The sequence below is a fragment of the Agreia sp. PsM10 genome (assembly GCF_030433855.1).
In the GTDB taxonomy this organism is placed as follows: domain Bacteria; phylum Actinomycetota; class Actinomycetes; order Actinomycetales; family Microbacteriaceae; genus Agreia.
Window position 1 is genome coordinate 428337 of the sequence record NZ_JARUXC010000001.1, and the last position, 17112, is coordinate 445448.

Sequence of the window (17112 nt, forward strand, 5' to 3'; positions counted from 1 at the left end):
CTTCACAGGAGAACGGCCCATTCGCGTTGTGCGGCCGCGCTGAGGATCAGACGCGGTCGTCGTCGCCGAGTTCGGCCGCGCTCTCCGCCTCGTAGTCCTCGTCGTCGAGGTCGTCGTTCGTCTCGTCGGGATCGTCGATCTGCAGGGTGTCGATGTCGTTCTCGACACCGAATTCGGTGTCGGCGCCGTCGAGCAGTCCCTCGTCGAGGCTCTCCTCGTCGTCGACCGACGGGTCGCCCGGATTCGTGAACTCGGCGTCGCCGCGACCATCGAGTTCGCTCGACACCTCGAGCAGGTCTTCGTTGCTGTATTCGTCTCGCTCTTTGTCAGTCATATCTCGACTCTAGAACAGCGGATGCACACGATCCACCAAGACTCGTGCGGCAGGATCGACACATGTTCCGACGTCACCCCGTGCTCTCCGTGCTCACGGTGCTCTACCTCGCGGGGGTCGCCTGGGTGACGCTGGGGCCGGAGCCCTACGACTCGGACACGAGCGGGGTGCTGTGGCGTTTCCTCCATTTCTTCGCCCGGTACGAGGCCACCGACTGGATCACGTTCGATCGGGTGGAGTTCACGGCCAACATCGCCATGTTCGTCCCCCTGGGAATCTTCTTCGTGCTGCTGTTCGGTCGGCGGAACTGGTGGCTCGCCATCCTTCTGTGCGGTGCGCTGTCGTGCGCGATCGAGGTCTCGCAGGGCGCGCTGCTTCCCACCCGAGTCTCCGACCTGGCCGACGTGATCGCGAACACCTCCGGCGGCGCGATCGGCGCCGTCCTGGGCGTCGTGTTGATGTCGATCTCCCTGGCCCGTCGCAGCCGACGCGGTCGTGTTCGCGCGAACGCCGCGCACGCGCTTGGATAGGGTCATGAGATTCTTTTCGTTCGGTCGACTCAACGATCCGCACCTCGCGAAGACCGATCAGGGCACGGGCTCGCTCGACGACTACCTCTACGACCTCGTGCCTCGCAGCAAGCGCGTGCGCATCCAGCTCGCCGACAGCGACCCCTGCCAGGACGCGCTGCGCACCGTGATCGAGCAGGGCGTGACAGAGACCGAGGCGTTCATCACGCGCCGGAGCGCGGCCGACGAACGAACGGATGCGCCGACGCCGGTGCGCCTGTTCGTGAACCAGCGGCCGACCCCGGTCGTCGGATTCGTGCCCCGCGGCCTCGAGGCGCCGGTCGAGGCCGCCCTCGGGCGCCTGGCGGACTCGGGAAAGTCGACGCGCATGGAGGCGACGATCCGGGAGACCAAGAACGGGCTCAGGGTCGACCTCGCCATCGGCCTCACCCGCTGAAGCCCGACTCCTCAGAGCCTGCTCGATCGCGCATCTTCCCTCCTGCGCCGCGGAGGGGTTGAATGGCGATATGGTCATCGGCGATCCTCGGAGCTCGGGCGCTCCCGACAGGCACGACGCCGGTACGGGCTCGTTGGCCGATTACACCTACAACCTCTTTCCCCGGTTCACGAGCGTGGTGCTGAGGGTGGCCGGCAGCACTCCGTTCCAGTCCGAGCTGCGCGAGCTGCACGAATCGCCGTCGCCGCCGCATGAGGCCTTCGTCGAGCGGAGGCCCCCGGCCGAGGATCGCGTCGATGCACCGATGCCCGTGCGCCTCTGGATCGGATCCGAGCTGAGCGGGATGGTGGGGTACGTTCCTCGGGGCCTCGAAGCGCCCGTCGACGCGTGCCTGGGCCGACTCTCCGACAGAGGCAAGGGGCCGCGCATCCCGTGCACGATCGTCTCGACCCGACACGGACTGAGGGTCGAACTCGGCATGGGGCGGGCGTACTGACGCGTCGGTCCCTCCGACACGGACGTGCTTGGATTGACGGATGCATCCCCGTCCTCGCAAGCTCCCTCTGTTCTCCTGGGAGCCCTTCCTCCTGGGCGTCGTGATCCTCGCGGCCCTCACCGCGTCGCTCACGGTGAGGCTCGTCGTGATCGGAACGATCGTGGGAGTGCTCGCCGCGCTCGTGGCCCTGCCCGTGATCGTGCAGCTCGTCAGGCTCGGGCTCAGGTCCGGGGGAGACCGCAACTCGTCGTCGAGACTCGTGAACCTCGACGGATTCGTCCTGCGCGCTGTCGCCACAGACGGAACCCTCATGCTCGACGAGACGAACAGGCGCCAGGACTCGATCGACCTCGCCCTCGGATGGACCGAGCGCTCCTTCACCGTCGTGCTCTGGCCCTCGGCCACCCGGTGGCTCGGTCGCGAACTGCGCACCGAGGCGTACTTCATCGGGGGTCCGCGACCCGCCCGGGCGGGATTCCTGCCCCGCGGAACCGATGCATCCATCGGCGAGGCCCTCGAGCGCCTTCGTGATTCGGGCGTGCTCGTCACCGTGGACGCTCGCGTCTTCGGCGACGGCAAGCTGCCCGATCCCACGCGGCCGTTCACCCGTCTCGCCCGGCCACTCACCGTCGAGGTCGGCCGGCCCGTCGACGACGCACTGGCAGACATCCGGCCCTGATCAGCCCCCGCCTGCTAGGATCGGCTTGTTGCTCCTCTGTGAGCAGCGCGAATAAATCAATACACGAGCACCAATGCGGAGCAGGCCGGCAGGACGCTGGTCACCGGTGGTGGGTTTCGGAACGCGACGCGGTCCGAGGTTTTCTACTGTTGGCCAGACATGCGCCCCTACTCTCAGGGTTCCAATGCGCGTACGTGCACGGGTCTCGCAATCGGCGAGCACCCCCATGTCGCTCTGTCACCCCACTCCGCTGTACGCATCGCGAGAGCCCACACGGGGCCGCGAATCCCCTGGGCCTGCATGGCAGGGGGAGACAAAACAAAAGGAGAAACCCCCATATGGAGGGTCCAGAAATCAAGTTCGCCGAAGCCGTTCTCGACAACGGCAAGTTCGGCACCCGCACGGTCCGCTTCGAAGCGGGCCGTCTGGCTCAGCAGGCACAGGGCGCAGTCGCGGCCTACCTCGACGAGGAAACCATGCTGCTGAGTGCCACCAGCATCGGAAAGCACCCGAAGGACAACTTCGACTTCTTCCCGCTCACCATCGACGTCGAAGAGCGCAGCTACGCCGCCGGAAAGATCCCCGGATCGTTCTTCCGCCGCGAGGGCCGCCCCTCGACCGAGGCCATCCTGGTCTGCCGTCTCATCGACCGCCCCCTGCGCCCGTCGTTCGTCAACGGCCTCCGCAACGAGGTCCAGGTCGTCATCACGGTGCTGAGCATCGCGCCCGACGAGTTCTACGACACCCTGGCGATCAACGCGGCCTCCGCGTCGAGCCAGATCTCGGGCATCCCGTTCTCGGGTCCCATCGCCGGCGTGCGCCTCGCGCTCATCGGTGACCAGTGGGTCGCCTTCCCCAAGTACTCGCAGCTCGAGGAGGCCGTCTTCGACCTCGTCGTCGCCGGCCGTGTCGTCACCGACGCTCAGGGCAACGAAGACGTCGCGATCATGATGGTCGAAGCCGAGGCCACCGAGAACAGCTGGAACCTGATCCAGGCCGGCGCCACGAAGCCGAACGAGGAGATCGTCGCCCAGGGCCTCGAGGCCGCCAAGCCGTTCCTCAAGCAGCTCGTCGCCGCCCAGGCCTCGCTCGCCGCGCAGGTCAACAAGGCCGTTCGCGACTACCCCGTCTTCCCCGCCTACAGCCAGGCCGGATACGACGCCGTCGCGGAGCTCGCCTACGACGAGCTCGTCTCGATCTACCAGATCGCCGACAAGACCGAGCGCCAGGACGCCGACGACGCTCTGAAGGAGCGCGTCAAGCTGGCGATCAACGACAAGGTGACCGCGGGCGAGCTGTCCGGCGACATCCCGCCGATGGTCTCCGCCGCCTACAAGTCGGTCACGAAGACGGTCGTCCGCGGCCGTATCCTCACCGAGGGCATCCGCATCGACGGTCGCGGCCTGGCCGACATCCGTCCGCTCGACGCCGAGGTGCAGGTCATCCCGCGCGTGCACGGATCCGCCATCTTCCAGCGCGGTGAGACCCAGATCCTGGGCGTCACCACGCTGAACATGCTCAAGATGGAGCAGCAGATCGACTCGCTGAGCCCGATCAAGAAGAAGCGCTACCTGCACCACTACAACTTCCCGCCATACTCCACCGGAGAGACGGGTCGTGTCGGTTCGCCGAAGCGTCGTGAGATCGGGCACGGCTTCCTCGCCGAGCGCGCGATCGCGCCGGTTCTGCCGAGCCGCGACGAGTTCCCTTACGCGATCCGCCAGGTGTCCGAGGCTCTCGGATCCAACGGATCCACGTCGATGGGCTCCGTCTGCGCCTCCACCCTGTCGCTGCTGAACGCCGGTGTGCCGCTGCGCGCACCCGTGGCCGGAATCGCCATGGGCCTCGTCTCCGACACCATCGACGGAGAGACCCGTTACGCGGCGCTCACCGACATCCTCGGTGCAGAAGACGCGCTCGGCGACATGGACTTCAAGGTCGCCGGAACGAGCGAGTTCATCACCGCGATCCAGCTCGACACGAAGCTCGACGGTCTGCCCACGAGCGTGCTCGACGGCGCCCTGAAGCAGGCGAAGGCCGCGCGTACCGCGATTCTGAACGTCATCAACTCCGCGATCGACGCGCCCGACGAGATGGCACCGACCGCGCCCCGCGTGATCAGCGTCCAGATCCCCGTCGACAAGATCGGCGAGCTGATCGGCCCGAAGGGCAAGACGATCAACGCGATTCAAGACGAGACCGGCGCCGACATCTCGATCGAGGAAGACGGCACCGTGTACATCGGCGCCGTCGATGGTCCCTCCGCCGAGGCTGCGCGTGCGCAGGTCAATGCGATCGCCAACCCGACCAACCCCGAGGTGGGCGAGCAGTTCCTCGGAACCGTCGTGAAGATCGCGACGTTCGGTGCATTCGTCTCGCTGCTCCCCGGCAAGGACGGCCTGCTGCACATCAGCGAGGTCCGCAAGCTCGCCGGTGGCAAGCGCGTCGAGAACGTCGAAGACGTGCTCGGCGTCGGCCAGAAGATCCTGGTCGAGATCACCAAGATCGACGACCGCGGAAAGCTGTCGCTCGCTCCCGTGGTCGCCGACGACGCAGACACCGAGGGCTCCGCTGCCGCCAGCGAGGGCCCCGAGGCTCCGGCCGAAGGCTAGTCACCCGTCAACGAATGCCCGTCCCACTCCGGTGGGGCGGGCATTCGTCGTTCGTGCATTCGTCCTTCCGGGCTGCGGCCCAACTACACTGCCTTCATGACGCCGAACAACGACGCCAGTACCTCTGCGGCCCTGCCGCCTGCCCGATTCCGGCTCGCGATCGACGGCAGCATCTTCGGATGGGCCTCGGGAGTCGAGGCCACGGCCGCCGTTCTCGACGCGTTCCACGACGCGGGCGGTCGCCTGATCTCCACGGCAGACCACTACGCGGGCGGCCGCAGCGAGGTGATGATCGGCAACTGGGTGCGTACGCGCACCGTGCGTTCGCAGGTGTTCCTCGCCACCAAGATCGGTCGCCATCCGGATGCGCCGGGGCTGAGCGCCCACAGCATCGCAGCGGCGGCCGACGCCTGTCTCGAACGACTCCAGACCGACCACATCGATCTGCTCTCGTTCGATGGAGATCATCCCCAGACGCCTCTGGAGGAGAGCCTCACCGCCGCCGCCGCTCTCATCGACAGTGGCAAGATCCGCGCCCTCTCCGCATCGTCGTACTCGGGCGCGCGCCTGCTTCAGGCCACGAAGGCGGCCGACGAACTCGGACTGCCTCGATTCAGGGCCGTGTTCAGCCCATACAGCCTCATGACCCGTCGCCCCGTCGAGAACGACCTGCTCCCGGCCGTGTCGACCCTCGGCATAGGCATCTTCGCGCGGCTGCCCCTCGCGAACGGCTTCCTGACCGGCGCCTACCGCAGCCACAACGATGTCCCCGAGTCCATCATGTTCGCCGATGCAGCCCAGCATCTCGGTCGGGCTGGCTTCAGGGTGCTCAAGGCGCTCGAGCAGGTCGCATCGGAGCAGGGTGCATCGCTCGGCGCATGCGCCCTGGCCTGGGTGCGCTCCAGACCCAACGTCATCGCACCCGTGGTGCGGGCGGCGTCGGCCGATCAGGTCGCCGAGCTCGTGGCATCCATCGATCTCGTTCTGCAGCCGCACCAGCTCGCCACCCTCGATCGCGCGTCGGAGTGACATAGGCTGGGGCGCGATGAACACCGCCGTGCCTCTGCCCTTGACCCTGCCTGAACTCCGCGTCGAAGCCTCGGGCGGTTCGCTGGTCCGCCGCACGATCCTCCCGTCGGGCGTGCGCATCCTCACCGAGAAGATGCCCGGCGCCCAGAGCGCCACGGTCGGCTACTGGGTCGCCGTGGGCTCGCGCGACGAACGCGGCAGCGTGCTGGCGGGGCCCACGGCGGCCGCCGTTCCCTCGCGTTTCGGCTCGACGCATTTTCTCGAGCACCTGCTGTTCAAAGGAACGCCGACGAGATCGGCTCTCGACATCGCCGTGGCCTTCGACGCCGTGGGCGGCGAGCACAACGCCGCAACCAGCAAGGAATACACCTGCTACTACGCCAAGGTGCGAGACCAGGACCTGCCGATGGCGATCGACGTGATCGCCGACATGCTCACGTCCTCCCTGATCGAGCACGGCGAATTCGAGACGGAACGCGGCGTCATCCTCGAGGAGCTGGCCGAGGCATCCGACGACCCCTCCGACGTCGCGGGCGAGCGATTCTTCGAGGCCGTCCTGGGGGATCATCCGCTCGGCCGACCCGTGGGAGGCAGCGCCGAGACCATCCGCGCCGTCACCCGTGATGCGGTCTGGCAGCACTACCTCGAGAACTACCGCCCTCAAGACCTCGTCATCACGGCCGCGGGCGCCGTCGATCACGACGAGCTCGTGTCGAGGGTCACGGCGGCGCTCACCGCCGCGGGATGGGATCTGGAGCGCACCGCCGATCCTGTGGCCCGTCGCGAATCGACGGGAGCCGTCGTGCGCCGGGGGTCTCCTCTCGTGGTGGTTCAGCGCCCGAACGAGCAGGCGAGCCTCATCGTCGGCACCTCTGGTTTCACGGCGAACGACGAGCGCCGCTCCGCGCTCAGCGTGCTCGGCTCCGTGTTCGGCGGAGGCATGTCGTCGAGGCTCTTCCAGGAGATCCGCGAGAAGCGGGGGCTGGCCTATTCGGTCTACTCGTTCGCTCCGTCGTACTCCGACGCCGGACTCTTCGGCATGAACGCGGGCTGCACCCCGGCGCGTGTCGGCGAGGTCGCCGAGCTGATGATCGACCAGCTCCACCTGCTCGCCGACGACGGGATCACGGCGGAAGAACTGCGGCGCGCACACGGGCAGCTGTCCGGTTCCGCAGCGCTGGCGCTCGAAGACTCCGACACGCGGATGTCGCGGCTCGGCCGCGCGGAGATCACCCAGGGCGAGTTCGTCGATCTCGACGAGGCCCTGCGACGGCTCGACCGGGTCACGCCGAGCGACGTGCAGGAGCTGGCCCGCGAGATCGCCTCCCGTCCGCTCTCCATCTCCGCCGTCGGAGCCATCGCAGACGGCGCGTTCGACGGCCTCGAGGCGACGCTCGCGGGAGCCGCATCGTGAGCCGCACGCTCTACCTCGTGCGGCACGGCGAGCAACAGGATGCCGAGTACGGCATGGACGACGGCCCCCTGTCGCCGCGGGGCCAGCGGCAGGCGCGGCTCATTGCGGAACGCCTCGGGGGCGTGCCCTTCACGAACGTCTGGCACTCGCCCCTCCAGCGTGCGGAGGACACGGCCGCGATCATGGCCGAGCATCTGCCGTCGCTCCAGCCCGAGTCAACGGCGCTGTTGTTCGACTGCATTCCCACGGGTTACTCGCCCCAGATGCCGCACGCGTTCCAGCCGTTCTTCAACTCCGTGACGATCGAACAGGTCGACGCCGGCCGGGCGCAGATGGCCGACGCCGTCTCGGAGTTCCTCTCACCGACCCGTGAGACGACGAACGACCTGCTCATCACGCACAACTTCGTCATCGGCTGGCTCGTGCGCGAGGCGATGGGCGCTCCCGATTGGCGCTGGGTCGGCGTCAACCAGGCGAATTGCGGCCTCACGATCATCAACATCAAGGCCGGCAGGCTTCCGGAACTCGTCACGCACAACGACCTGGGCCACCTCCCCGTCGAGCTGCGCACCGGCCTTCCCGAGGCCCAGCCGTACTGACCCGCTACCGGGCGGGAGGCAGCTGCTTCGCGTACCAGACGGTGGCGTTGGGGTTCTCGTTGTACTGCTCGACGCGCTCATAGCCTCGCTTGGAGTACAGCCGGCCGGCGTCGGTGAGGGTGTGATGGGTGTCGAGAACGACCACCTCGGCCCCGAACTGCCGCGCGCGGGACTCGAGCTCGGACATCAGGGCACCGGCCACCCCCTGTCCCCGACTCTCCGGCGCCAGCCAGAGATGCTTGACCTCGAAACGCACCCGGCCCTGCTCGTCCGGCGCGATCCGGCGGATACCGCCGCATCCGACGGCCCGGTCGTCTCCGGCGAGGAGAAACACCCCGTCGGGCGCCAGGAACGCGTTCGGATCGGGGTACACCACGGTGTACGCACCCTGCAGCGGCGGGAATTCGGCGGCCCTCCACGTGAAGTAGTCGGTGAGCAGCCGGTGGGCTTCGGGGGAGTCCGTTCTCGCCTCTCGTATGGTCATGGGACAAGGCTAGGCGAGGTGCCGCGACTTGGTAGGTTGGTTCAATGACTACGAAGGTCGCCGTCGTCGGCGCATCCGGCCGCATGGGACGACTCGTCTCGAAGATCGTCACCGAGACGCCGGGCTTCGAGCTCCACGCGCAGATCGGATCGACGGGCGACCTGTCCGAGATGCTCGGCGCCGACCTCGCCGTCGACGTCACCATTCCTGCCGTGTCGCACACCATCGTCGAGTTCGCCGTCTCCCATGGCATTCCCGTGCTGGTGGGCACCTCGGGGTGGTCCGCGGACCGCATCCGGGCGCTCGAGAGGCGCTTGGTCGACACGCCCGACCTCGGGGTGGTCATCATTCCCAACTTCTCCGTCGGGTCCGTGCTCGCCACCTCGTTCGCCGCCATGGCGGCGCGATTCTTCGACTCGATCGAGATCGTCGAGGCGCACCACGCCACGAAGATCGACTCACCCTCGGGCACGGCGGTCAGAACCGCCGAGCTCGTCGCCGCCGCTCGAGGCACGCTCGGTCCCGTCTCGGCTCCGCACACGGATCAGCGCGCGCGCGGCCAGCAGGTCGCCAGCGTTCCCATCCACAGTCTCCGCCTGCAGGGTGTCGTGGCCAAGCAGGACGTGATCCTCGGGGGAGTGGGCGAGGTGCTTACGATCAGTCACGAGACCCTGGCTCCGAGCGCATACGAGGCCGGCATCGCCATCGCCCTGCGCGCGAGCATCGAGGCGCGCGGTGTGGTCGTCGGGCTCGACAGGCTCATCGACCTCTCGGCGGGACAGGGCGAATGATCGCGGCGTTCGACGTGCTGTCCCACCGGGCCTCCCGATGAAGGGGCGCATCGCCGCGTGGTCGATGGCCGTGCTCCTGGCCCTGTACCTCGTGCTCGTCGCCGATCGCGCGGTGCGCCTCGTCGCGACGGGGGAACCCGTGGCCATCGGATTGGGCGTCGCGCTCATCGTCTTCCCTCTCATCGCAGCCTGGGCGCTGATGCGCGAACTCCTCTTCGGCATCCGCACCGAGCGACTGGTCAAAGACCTCGCGGCAGAGCATGCCCTGCCAGAGGACGATCTGCCCAGGCGTCCGAGCGGTCGCCCCGACAGGGAGGCCGCCGACGCCGAGTTCGATCGGTATCGGGCAGAGGTCGATGCCGCACCCGAGAGCTGGCGCGCCTGGTTCAGGCTCGGTCTGGCCTACGACGCGAGCGGCGACCGGCGCCGGGCTCGAGCGGCCTTGCGGCGAGCGATCGCCCTGAACCGACAGTCCGCCTGATCCGTCGGGAGCCGGCTGCTCTCCCTGTGCTTCTTCGACAGCGCGCTTCTTCGACAGCGCGCTTCTTCGACAGCGCGCTTCTTCGACAGCGCGCTTCTTCGACAGCGCGCTACTTCGACAGCGCGGCGCTCAGACCCTGGTCGACGCTCTCGTCTCGGAACGAGAACCCGTCTGCCACGAGCAGCTGCGACGACACGTTCTGATCCGACAGCAGCAGCTCCTTGCCTGCGTCGGCGAGGGCGGCCTTGATGGCCCATCCCGGTGCGGGAAGCCAGAACGGTCTGTTGAGCTTGCGCGCCAGGGTCTCGGAGAGCTCGGTGGCCGTCACCGGATGGGGTGCCGCGAGATTCACCGGCCCGACCAGCGACGACTGGAGCGCGAGGTGCATGATGGCCGCGGCCTCGTCGTGGAGGCTGATCCAGGGCCAGATCTGGGTGCCGGCGCCGAGCGGACCGGCCACGCCGAGTCGGGCGAGGATCTCCAGCGGCTTCAGGGCACCGCCGTCGCCGAGCACAAGACCGGTGCGGGCCATCACGACGCGCGTGCTCGGCGAGGCCTTGGATGCTGCGCGCTCCCACGCCTCGACGACTTTCGCGAGAAATCCGTCGCCCTGCGCCGAGCTCTCGGTCAGGATCTCGGCTGGACGATCGCCGTAGAAGCCCACAGCCGACCCGTTGACGAGCGTGTGCGGGGGAGAGGACGATTTGGCGATCGCCGCCGTGATCGTGCTCGTGGCCTGGATGCGCGACGACAGGATCTGCTTCTTGTACGGCAGGGTCCAGGGCAGTCGCGAGATGGATGCTCCCGACAGGTTCACGATGACGTCGGCGGCATCGACGGTGGCCACGTTCAGCCACGAGACCTCCGGGTCCCACTGGCGTTCCCTGGGGTGATGGGTGGGGTGCCGCACGAGGCGGATCACCAGGTGACCGGCCGCCTCGAGCTGGCGCGTCAGTTCGGTGCCGATCATGCCGGATGCGCCGGCGATGACGATGGTCTGCTGTTCAGGCATACGGCCTCCCCTTTGTTCCAGCCTAACCGCCTCGTCTGCTGCAGCCCTGAACGTCTTCGCCGGCGTGGGCAATCGGTGCTACCGTTGCAGCATGTTGTTCGGTCTGCTCCTTCTTAGCTGCCGCGACGAGTCCTAGTCTCAGGCCTTCCTCGTCGCGGAGTTCGCCGTTGGCTGACCATCTAAGACTCAAGAGGAACCAGACCGTGAAGAACAATCAATCAGCGTCGGCCATGCCGATTCACAAGTACCGCCCGTTTCATGAGCAGATCGTCGTCGATCTGCCCGACAGAACGTGGCCTGCGAAGCGCATCACCGAGGCGCCCCGCTGGTGCGCCGTCGATCTGCGCGACGGAAACCAGGCTCTCATCGACCCGATGAGTCCCGAACGCAAGCGCGTGATGTTCGATCTGCTCGTGCGCATGGGCTACAAGGAGATCGAGGTCGGGTTCCCGAGCGCGAGCCAGACCGACTTCGACTTCGTGCGCAGCCTCATCGAAGAGAACGCCATCCCCGACGACGTCACGATCCAGGTGCTGACGCAGGCTCGCGAACACCTCATCGCTCGCACCTACGAGTCGATCGCCGGCGCGAAGCAGGCCATCGTGCACCTCTACAACTCCACCTCGATCCTGCAGCGCGACGTCGTCTTCCGCAGCGACAGGCAGGGCATCATCGACATCGCCCTGGCCGGCGCCCGCCTGTGCCGCCAGTACGAGAAGACGATCCCCGAGACGACCGTGTACTACGAGTACTCGCCCGAGAGCTTCACGGGCACCGAGCTCGAGTTCGCTCTGGATGTCTGCAACCAGGTCATCGAGATCTTCGAACCGACCGCAGACCGCAAGATCATGATCAACCTGCCGGCCACCGTCGAGATGGCGACGCCCAACGTCTACGCCGACTCGATCGAGTGGATGAGCCGCAGACTCGCCCACCGCGAGAACATCGTGCTGTCGCTGCACCCCCACAACGACCGGGGAACGGCCATCGCCGCGGCAGAGCTCGGCTATCTGGCCGGCGCCGACCGCATCGAGGGATGCCTGTTCGGCAACGGAGAGCGGACGGGCAACGTCGACCTGGTCGCGCTCGGCATCAACCTCTTCACCCAGGGCATCGATCCGCAGATCGACTTCTCCGACCTCGACGAGATCCGTCGCACGGCCGAGTACTGCAACCAGCTGAAGGTCCCGGAGCGCAGCCCCTGGGCCGGCGACCTGGTGTACACGGCGTTCAGCGGCTCCCACCAGGATGCGATCAAGAAGGGCTTCGAGGCCATGGCCGTCGACGCCGCCGCACAGGGCAAAGACGTCGACGACCTGGTCTGGGCCGTGCCGTATCTGCCCGTCGACCCCAAAGACCTGGGTCGCAGCTACGAGGCGGTCATCCGCGTCAACTCCCAGTCGGGCAAGGGCGGTGTGGCCTACCTGCTGAAGAACGACCACGCGCTCGACCTGCCGCGCAAGCTGCAGATCGAGTTCTCCGGCGTCGTGCAGGCGAAGACCGACGCCGAGGGCGGCGAGGTCACGAGCGAGCAGATCTGGGAGATCTTCCAGGACGAGTATCTGCCCGCGCCGGCCGAGCTGGCGGAGTCGAAGTGGGGCCGCTTCGAGCTCACCCGCACCCGCACGGCCAGCGACATGTCCGGCAGCGTCTCCCTGCAGGTCGAGCTGCGCATCGGCGACGAGACCCTCGACACGCAGGCGTCCGGCAACGGCCCCATCGCGGCGTTCCTGAACGTGCTGTCCGAGCAGGGCATCGAGGTGAAGCTCTACGACTACGTCGAGCACGCGCTCAGCGCCTCGGGCGACGCTCTCGCCGCCGCCTATGTCGAGCTGCAGGTCAACGGCACTCGGCTCTGGGGTGTGGGCATCGACGCCGACATCTCGACGGCGTCTCTGAAGGCCGTCGTCAGCGCCGTGAACCGCGCCATCCGGGTCTCTGACGCTGATCGCGAGCTCGCCGCGGTCTGATCGGGCCCGGCGCCGCTGTCAGCCCTGTCCCGGCTTCGCCGTTCGGCGGAGTCGGGGCCAGCGCGGCCGCAGGGCGGCGCGGGAGATCCGGGGCATCCGCCGGATGGCGCGCTGTTCGGGGAGGCTCCACCCGTAGCGCACGGCGAGCAGCCGCACCACGGTCGTGACGATGACGCAGATGATCGCCGCGACGGTGATGTCCATGCCGCCGGCCCAGAATGCGACCAGCACGGCCGATCCGGCGCCCGCGGCGACGGCGTACAGCGATCCCACGTGCATCAGGGCGATCGGCATGGCGAGCAGCACATCGCGCACCACGGAACCGCCGACCGCCGAGACGACGCCGACGAAGATCGACGGGATGACCGGAAGGCCGAGCGACAGCGCCTTGGTCGTACCGATCGCTCCGAAGAGACCGATGGTGAGGGCGTCGAGCACCGTGATCACGGTGTCGAGCCTCTCGAAGAGGCGCACCAGCAGCATGCCGAACAGCGCCGAGAGCACGGCGACGCTCAGGTACCAGTTGGTGTGAAGGGCGACCAGTGGCACCACGAGGAAGATGTCGCGGAGCAGACCTCCGCCGAGTCCGGTCGCCACGCCGATGATGGCGATGCCGAGCAGGTCGAGGCGCCGATCCCTGAACTGGGAAGCGAACATGGCGCCCTGCAGGCTGCCGATGCCGACGGCCAGGAGATCGGCCCAGAGGGGGATGGAGAAGGGCTCGGCTGCTGACACCCTCAAGGTGTACCACGACCGCGCGTGCGCCGGGCATTCACGTGGCCGAGGGTCGATAATGGATCGTGCCTGTTTACCGTGACGACTGTGTGGTGCTGCGCACCCACAAGCTGGGTGAGGCGGATCGCATCGTCACCATGCTCACGCGCCAGCACGGCAAGGTTCGGGCCGTCGCGCGCGGAGTGCGCCGTACGGGGTCGAAGTTCGGTGCGCGTCTCGAGCCGTTCATGGTCGCCGATGTGCAGTTCTACGAGGGCCGGTCCCTCGACACGGTCACCCAGGCCGAGACGATCTCCTCGTACGGGGCCGCCATCACCGCCGACTACGCCAGCTACACGGCGGCCAGCGCCATGGTCGAGACCGCCGACAAGCTCAGCGAGGCCGAGGCCGGCCTGCCGCAGTACCTGCTGCTCGTCGGGGCGCTGCGCTCGCTCTCCCGCGGCGAGCACGGCGCGAGCCTCACTCTCGATTCCTATCTGCTGCGGGCCCTGTCGATGGCGGGCTGGGCGCCCAGCTTCCACGACTGCGCGGTCACCGGCGAGCCCGGTCCCCATTCCGCCTTCGTCGTGCAGCTCGGAGGAGTCGTGAGCGACTCGGTGGCTCCTCCCGGCACTCCGCGGCTCGACGCGCAGACCGTGGGTCTCCTCAGCGCACTGCTCACGGGGGACTGGGCGAGCGCGGACGCGTCAGACCAGGCATCCCGCTCGAAGGCCAGCGGTGTCGTCTCGGCCTACACGCAATGGCACTTGGAGCGGGGTCTGCGTTCTCTCGAGCACGTCGACCGCTCGGCGCAGAAGCAGCGGCGTCAGGAGGCCGCGTCATGAGCAGATCCCGAGCGTCGGACGTTCCCGAATTCCGCCCCCTCGACTGGACCGGCGTCTACCCGCCCGAGATTCCGCGAGGCCAGGTTCCCGCCCACGTGGCCGTCGTGATGGACGGCAACGGACGCTGGGCGAATTCGCGGGGCCTCACCCGTGTCGAAGGACACCGAGCGGGTGAGGCGGCGCTGCTCGATGTCGTGGCCGGCGCCATCCAGATCGGCGTCAAGCACCTCAGCGTCTACGCGTTCTCCACCGAGAACTGGAAGCGTTCGCCCGATGAGGTGCGCTTTCTCATGGGCTTCAATCGGGAGGTGCTGCACCGTCGCCGCGACCAGCTCAACGAGTGGGGCGTGCGCATCCGGTGGGCCGGGCGCAAGCCCAGGCTCTGGGCGAGCGTCATCAAAGACCTGCAGCTCGCAGAACAGCTCACGGCGTCGAACAGCACGATGACGCTGAGTATGTGCGTCAACTACGGCGGTCGCAACGAGATCGTGGATGCCGTGACCGCCATCGCCGAGGAGGTACGGTCGGGCAGGCTCAAGCCGTCCGGCATCAGCGAGAAGACCATTCAGAAGCACCTGTACCTGCCCGACCTGCCCGACGTCGATCTCTTCGTGCGCAGTTCGGGGGAGCAGCGCACCAGCAACTTCCAGCTCTGGCAGTCGGCCTACGCCGAGATGGTGTTCCTCGACAGGCTGTGGCCCGACTTCACCCGGGCCGACCTGTGGCAGGCGATCGAGCACTACACGGGCCGCTCCCGTCGGTTCGGCGGCGCGGTCGACGCCCCCTCTGCCCCGACCCGCTGAATCGGGCGAAGCCCGCTAGCCTGACAGCATGTCGGATCTCACGCGCGTTGACTCTTACTCGGTGTCGCAACCCGAACCTCCGTTGGTGGTCATCGGCGAGATAGCGGTGACCAGCAGTTGGCTCGTCACCCCGGCCGGAACGGTGCCTCTTGCCGGTACGGAGTTCTTCGTCACCGACTTCACCCGCGTGGAGCAGAAGACTCCGACCTGGGCCATCGTGCTCGCCATCGTGGGGTTCTTTCTCGTCTTCGTGCTCAGCCTCCTCTTCCTGCTGGCGCGCGAATCCCGGTTGACCGGATACGTGCAGGTGACAGCGCGCAACGGTCACCTGCAGTACCAGAGCAATGTGCCGGTGACGAGCGCGGCGACGGCCCCGGATGTGTTCGGTCGCGTGCAGTACGCCCGTCACGTCGTATCGCTGGCCGGCTGAGGCGGCACACCCGATCCAGGCGGCCCACCCGATCCAGGCGAGGCCGGTAGACCACGCGGCGACGAAGGGTCGCCGATTCGCCGGTCTCCAACGGATCACTGATCAACGCGGTCACCAGGGTCTGGCTGTTCGTTGCTGTCCGGCGGGTCGGGGTGTTCGGTGCGGGTCTTGCCAGCTGGGTGGTTTGACGTGCGGTCTGCCGTGGATCATGACGAGTTGCCATGCCGAGGTGTGGATGGTGGCGTGGTGGAACGGGCACAGCAACACCAAATTATCGATGTCGGTTCGTCCGGGCGGATAGTTCTCACTCACCCACGGGGTGACGTGGTGCGCCTGACACCGTGAGGGTGGTGCGGCACAGCCGGGGATGACGCATCCGCCGTCGCGGGCGGCGAGGGCTCTGCGTTGCCTGCGGGTGGCGAGACGTTTCGTTTTGCCGTGGTGCAGGATCTCGCCGTGCTTGCCGAAGAGGGTGGTGATGGTGCCGCCGTGGCAGCGGAGGTGGTCGACGGTGCTGATGGGGATGGGTTCGGTGCTGCCGTCGATCCACGCGGCTCCGTGCCCGGTTTGGAGGTCGTCGAGGGTGACGTGCACGTTCACGGTCGGTGCCGCCCCGTTCAGCAGCGACGCGGTCGGCGACGTCGCGGCCATCTCGATGAGGGTCATGACCGCGTCGAGGAGCTTCTGCTCCGCCGTACGCGCGTCGATGACGGCATGGTCGCCTGACGTGTCGCCCTGTGGTGCGGGTTCGTGCGAAGAGAGGTCGTCGGTCGTCGACGGGCCGTCTGGTTGGTCTTTGGTTTCGCCCAGATCCCCGTTGTTATCGACAGTGGTGTGACCGAGATCAGTTGCGTCTGGGTCTGCCGCGTGAGGTGCTGCATTCGGTGTGTCGGGGGTGCGGGGGCTGAGGATCGAGTCGACCGCGGCCAGGAACAGACCCAGCTGCAGCGGAGGGAGCGCATACCGGCCCCTCGCCATGCCGTCCGCGCCGACCTTCGGGTAGCTGAACCCCCGCAGCGACTGTTTCACCGCGTCGCGGGGTTCGGCACCGTCGGGATCGAGGTGTTCCCGGATCCGGATCGCGAGCCGGCCGATCTCCTCGACCGTGTACCGCCTCGGTACCCGCCACAGCGCATCACCATCGCCCGTACCGCCGCCCTCGTCGACGCCTGCATCCGCGTCGGCATCAGAATCGGGGCCGGGATCGGATGCGGCATCGGAGTCGGGGTCGGCATCAAAGTCGGGGTCGGCGATGGTGGCCATCGCGGCGGCGACGAGATGCCGTTCCGCCTGATCCGTGGCATCCGACCAGCCGGTGCGATTCACCACCTCGGACAGGGTGCGGCAGATCACCGCCGCCGAATCGACACCGACCTGACCGGCGAAGAACGCCGCCTCCACGACCGGGAAGAAACTCGGATTCGGCGTTCCCGACAAAGACACCGACGACCGC

General features: G+C 67.6%; 19 protein-coding genes. 14 read left to right on the forward strand and 5 right to left on the reverse strand.

Annotation, left to right across the window (positions count from 1 at the left end; all coding sequences use genetic code 11):
* Window positions 1-46 precede the first annotated feature (46 nt).
* Window positions 47-334 carry a hypothetical protein gene (locus QCD70_RS02015; protein ID WP_055929192.1) on the reverse strand — a complete coding sequence of 96 codons (288 nt, stop codon included), beginning with the start codon at window positions 332-334 and terminating at the stop codon, window positions 47-49.
* A 62-nt stretch (window positions 335-396) separates the two neighbouring features.
* On the opposite strand from QCD70_RS02015, the gene QCD70_RS02020 reads away from it, so the two are divergent.
* The 8 genes from QCD70_RS02020 to QCD70_RS02055 all read left to right on the forward strand — a co-directional run bounded on the left by QCD70_RS02020 (window position 397) and on the right by QCD70_RS02055 (window position 8129).
* On the forward strand, window positions 397-864 hold the full coding sequence (locus QCD70_RS02020; RefSeq protein ID WP_301213455.1) for a VanZ family protein: 468 nt from the start codon (window positions 397-399) through the stop codon (window positions 862-864).
* 4 nt (window positions 865-868) lie between these two features.
* Entirely contained in the window at window positions 869-1300 is a 432-nt protein-coding gene (locus tag QCD70_RS02025) for a hypothetical protein (protein ID WP_301213456.1), read from the forward strand.
* A 70-nt stretch (window positions 1301-1370) separates the two neighbouring features.
* A complete protein-coding gene (locus QCD70_RS02030) occupies window positions 1371-1796 on the forward strand; it encodes a hypothetical protein (RefSeq protein WP_301213457.1) in 426 nt (141 codons plus the stop codon).
* A 40-nt stretch (window positions 1797-1836) separates the two neighbouring features.
* Entirely contained in the window at window positions 1837-2475 is a 639-nt protein-coding gene (locus QCD70_RS02035) for a hypothetical protein (RefSeq protein WP_301213458.1), read from the forward strand.
* A 338-nt stretch (window positions 2476-2813) separates the two neighbouring features.
* Window positions 2814-5087 (forward strand): polyribonucleotide nucleotidyltransferase, encoded by a 2274-nt coding sequence (locus tag QCD70_RS02040; RefSeq protein ID WP_055929176.1) that lies wholly within the window; start codon window positions 2814-2816, stop codon window positions 5085-5087.
* A 96-nt stretch (window positions 5088-5183) separates the two neighbouring features.
* Window positions 5184-6116: an aldo/keto reductase gene (locus QCD70_RS02045; RefSeq protein ID WP_301213459.1), complete on the forward strand. Its 933-nt coding sequence runs from the start codon at window positions 5184-5186 to the stop codon at window positions 6114-6116.
* A 16-nt stretch (window positions 6117-6132) separates the two neighbouring features.
* Complete coding sequence (locus tag QCD70_RS02050) at window positions 6133-7530, forward strand: M16 family metallopeptidase (protein WP_301213460.1); 1398 nt, start codon at window positions 6133-6135, stop codon at window positions 7528-7530.
* Window positions 7527-8129: a histidine phosphatase family protein gene (locus tag QCD70_RS02055; RefSeq protein ID WP_301213461.1), complete on the forward strand. Its 603-nt coding sequence runs from the start codon at window positions 7527-7529 to the stop codon at window positions 8127-8129. The genes QCD70_RS02050 and QCD70_RS02055 overlap by 4 nt, the downstream gene beginning before the upstream one ends.
* A 4-nt stretch (window positions 8130-8133) precedes the next feature.
* Here QCD70_RS02055 and QCD70_RS02060 read toward each other — a convergent pair whose 3' ends face one another.
* On the reverse strand, window positions 8134-8613 hold the full coding sequence (locus QCD70_RS02060) for a GNAT family N-acetyltransferase (protein ID WP_301213462.1): 480 nt from the start codon (window positions 8611-8613) through the stop codon (window positions 8134-8136).
* A gap of 44 nt (window positions 8614-8657) precedes the next feature.
* Between QCD70_RS02060 and dapB the strand changes: the two genes are divergently transcribed.
* Both dapB and QCD70_RS02070 read left to right on the forward strand, forming a co-directional pair.
* Window positions 8658-9404 carry a 4-hydroxy-tetrahydrodipicolinate reductase gene (gene dapB, locus QCD70_RS02065; RefSeq protein WP_301213464.1) on the forward strand — a complete coding sequence of 249 codons (747 nt, stop codon included), beginning with the start codon at window positions 8658-8660 and terminating at the stop codon, window positions 9402-9404.
* 37 nt (window positions 9405-9441) lie between these two features.
* A complete protein-coding gene (locus QCD70_RS02070) occupies window positions 9442-9885 on the forward strand; it encodes a tetratricopeptide repeat protein (RefSeq protein WP_301213465.1) in 444 nt (147 codons plus the stop codon).
* A gap of 109 nt (window positions 9886-9994) precedes the next feature.
* Here the strand turns inward: QCD70_RS02070 and QCD70_RS02075 are convergent, their stop codons facing one another.
* On the reverse strand, window positions 9995-10897 hold the full coding sequence (locus tag QCD70_RS02075) for a TIGR01777 family oxidoreductase (RefSeq protein ID WP_301213466.1): 903 nt from the start codon (window positions 10895-10897) through the stop codon (window positions 9995-9997).
* Between the two features lie 203 nt (window positions 10898-11100).
* Here QCD70_RS02075 and leuA point away from each other — a divergent pair, with 203 nt between their 5' ends.
* A complete protein-coding gene (leuA, locus tag QCD70_RS02080) occupies window positions 11101-12867 on the forward strand; it encodes a 2-isopropylmalate synthase (RefSeq protein ID WP_301213467.1) in 1767 nt (588 codons plus the stop codon).
* Between the two features lie 18 nt (window positions 12868-12885).
* Here the strand turns inward: leuA and QCD70_RS02085 are convergent, their stop codons facing one another.
* Window positions 12886-13602 (reverse strand): trimeric intracellular cation channel family protein, encoded by a 717-nt coding sequence (locus tag QCD70_RS02085; RefSeq protein WP_301213468.1) that lies wholly within the window; start codon window positions 13600-13602, stop codon window positions 12886-12888.
* 65 nt (window positions 13603-13667) lie between these two features.
* Between QCD70_RS02085 and recO the strand changes: the two genes are divergently transcribed.
* The 3 genes from recO to QCD70_RS02100 are packed head-to-tail and all read left to right on the forward strand — an operon-like array spanning window position 13668 to window position 15659.
* Entirely contained in the window at window positions 13668-14426 is a 759-nt protein-coding gene (gene recO, locus QCD70_RS02090; protein WP_301213469.1) for a DNA repair protein RecO, read from the forward strand.
* Window positions 14423-15229: an isoprenyl transferase gene (locus tag QCD70_RS02095; RefSeq protein WP_301213470.1), complete on the forward strand. Its 807-nt coding sequence runs from the start codon at window positions 14423-14425 to the stop codon at window positions 15227-15229. The genes recO and QCD70_RS02095 overlap by 4 nt, the downstream gene beginning before the upstream one ends.
* Window positions 15230-15257: 28 nt before the next feature.
* Window positions 15258-15659, forward strand: coding sequence for a hypothetical protein (locus QCD70_RS02100; RefSeq protein WP_301213471.1), 402 nt, complete (start codon window positions 15258-15260; stop codon window positions 15657-15659).
* A 111-nt stretch (window positions 15660-15770) separates the two neighbouring features.
* Here the strand turns inward: QCD70_RS02100 and QCD70_RS02105 are convergent.
* Window positions 15771-17112, reverse strand: a 1342-nt coding sequence (locus QCD70_RS02105; protein ID WP_301213473.1) for an HNH endonuclease signature motif containing protein, incomplete at its 5' end; no start/stop codon positions are given.

What these genes read in the sequence shown, in the direction of transcription:
- QCD70_RS02015 (WP_055929192.1), bottom strand. Translation starts at nt 334, where the DNA reads ATGACTGACAAAGAGCGAGACGAATACAGCAACGAAGACCTGCTCGAG.
- QCD70_RS02020 (WP_301213455.1), top strand. Translation starts at nt 397, where the DNA reads ATGTTCCGACGTCACCCCGTGCTCTCCGTGCTCACGGTGCTCTACCTC.
- QCD70_RS02025 (WP_301213456.1), top strand. Translation starts at nt 869, where the DNA reads ATGAGATTCTTTTCGTTCGGTCGACTCAACGATCCGCACCTCGCGAAG.
- QCD70_RS02030 (WP_301213457.1), top strand. Translation starts at nt 1,371, where the DNA reads ATGGTCATCGGCGATCCTCGGAGCTCGGGCGCTCCCGACAGGCACGAC.
- QCD70_RS02035 (WP_301213458.1), top strand. Translation starts at nt 1,837, where the DNA reads ATGCATCCCCGTCCTCGCAAGCTCCCTCTGTTCTCCTGGGAGCCCTTC.
- QCD70_RS02040 (WP_055929176.1), top strand. Translation starts at nt 2,814, where the DNA reads ATGGAGGGTCCAGAAATCAAGTTCGCCGAAGCCGTTCTCGACAACGGC.
- QCD70_RS02045 (WP_301213459.1), top strand. Translation starts at nt 5,184, where the DNA reads ATGACGCCGAACAACGACGCCAGTACCTCTGCGGCCCTGCCGCCTGCC.
- QCD70_RS02050 (WP_301213460.1), top strand. Translation starts at nt 6,133, where the DNA reads ATGAACACCGCCGTGCCTCTGCCCTTGACCCTGCCTGAACTCCGCGTC.
- QCD70_RS02060 (WP_301213462.1), bottom strand. Translation starts at nt 8,613, where the DNA reads ATGACCATACGAGAGGCGAGAACGGACTCCCCCGAAGCCCACCGGCTG.
- dapB (WP_301213464.1), top strand. Translation starts at nt 8,658, where the DNA reads ATGACTACGAAGGTCGCCGTCGTCGGCGCATCCGGCCGCATGGGACGA.
- QCD70_RS02070 (WP_301213465.1), top strand. Translation starts at nt 9,442, where the DNA reads ATGAAGGGGCGCATCGCCGCGTGGTCGATGGCCGTGCTCCTGGCCCTG.
- QCD70_RS02075 (WP_301213466.1), bottom strand. Translation starts at nt 10,897, where the DNA reads ATGCCTGAACAGCAGACCATCGTCATCGCCGGCGCATCCGGCATGATC.
- QCD70_RS02095 (WP_301213470.1), top strand. Translation starts at nt 14,423, where the DNA reads ATGAGCAGATCCCGAGCGTCGGACGTTCCCGAATTCCGCCCCCTCGAC.
- QCD70_RS02100 (WP_301213471.1), top strand. Translation starts at nt 15,258, where the DNA reads ATGTCGGATCTCACGCGCGTTGACTCTTACTCGGTGTCGCAACCCGAA.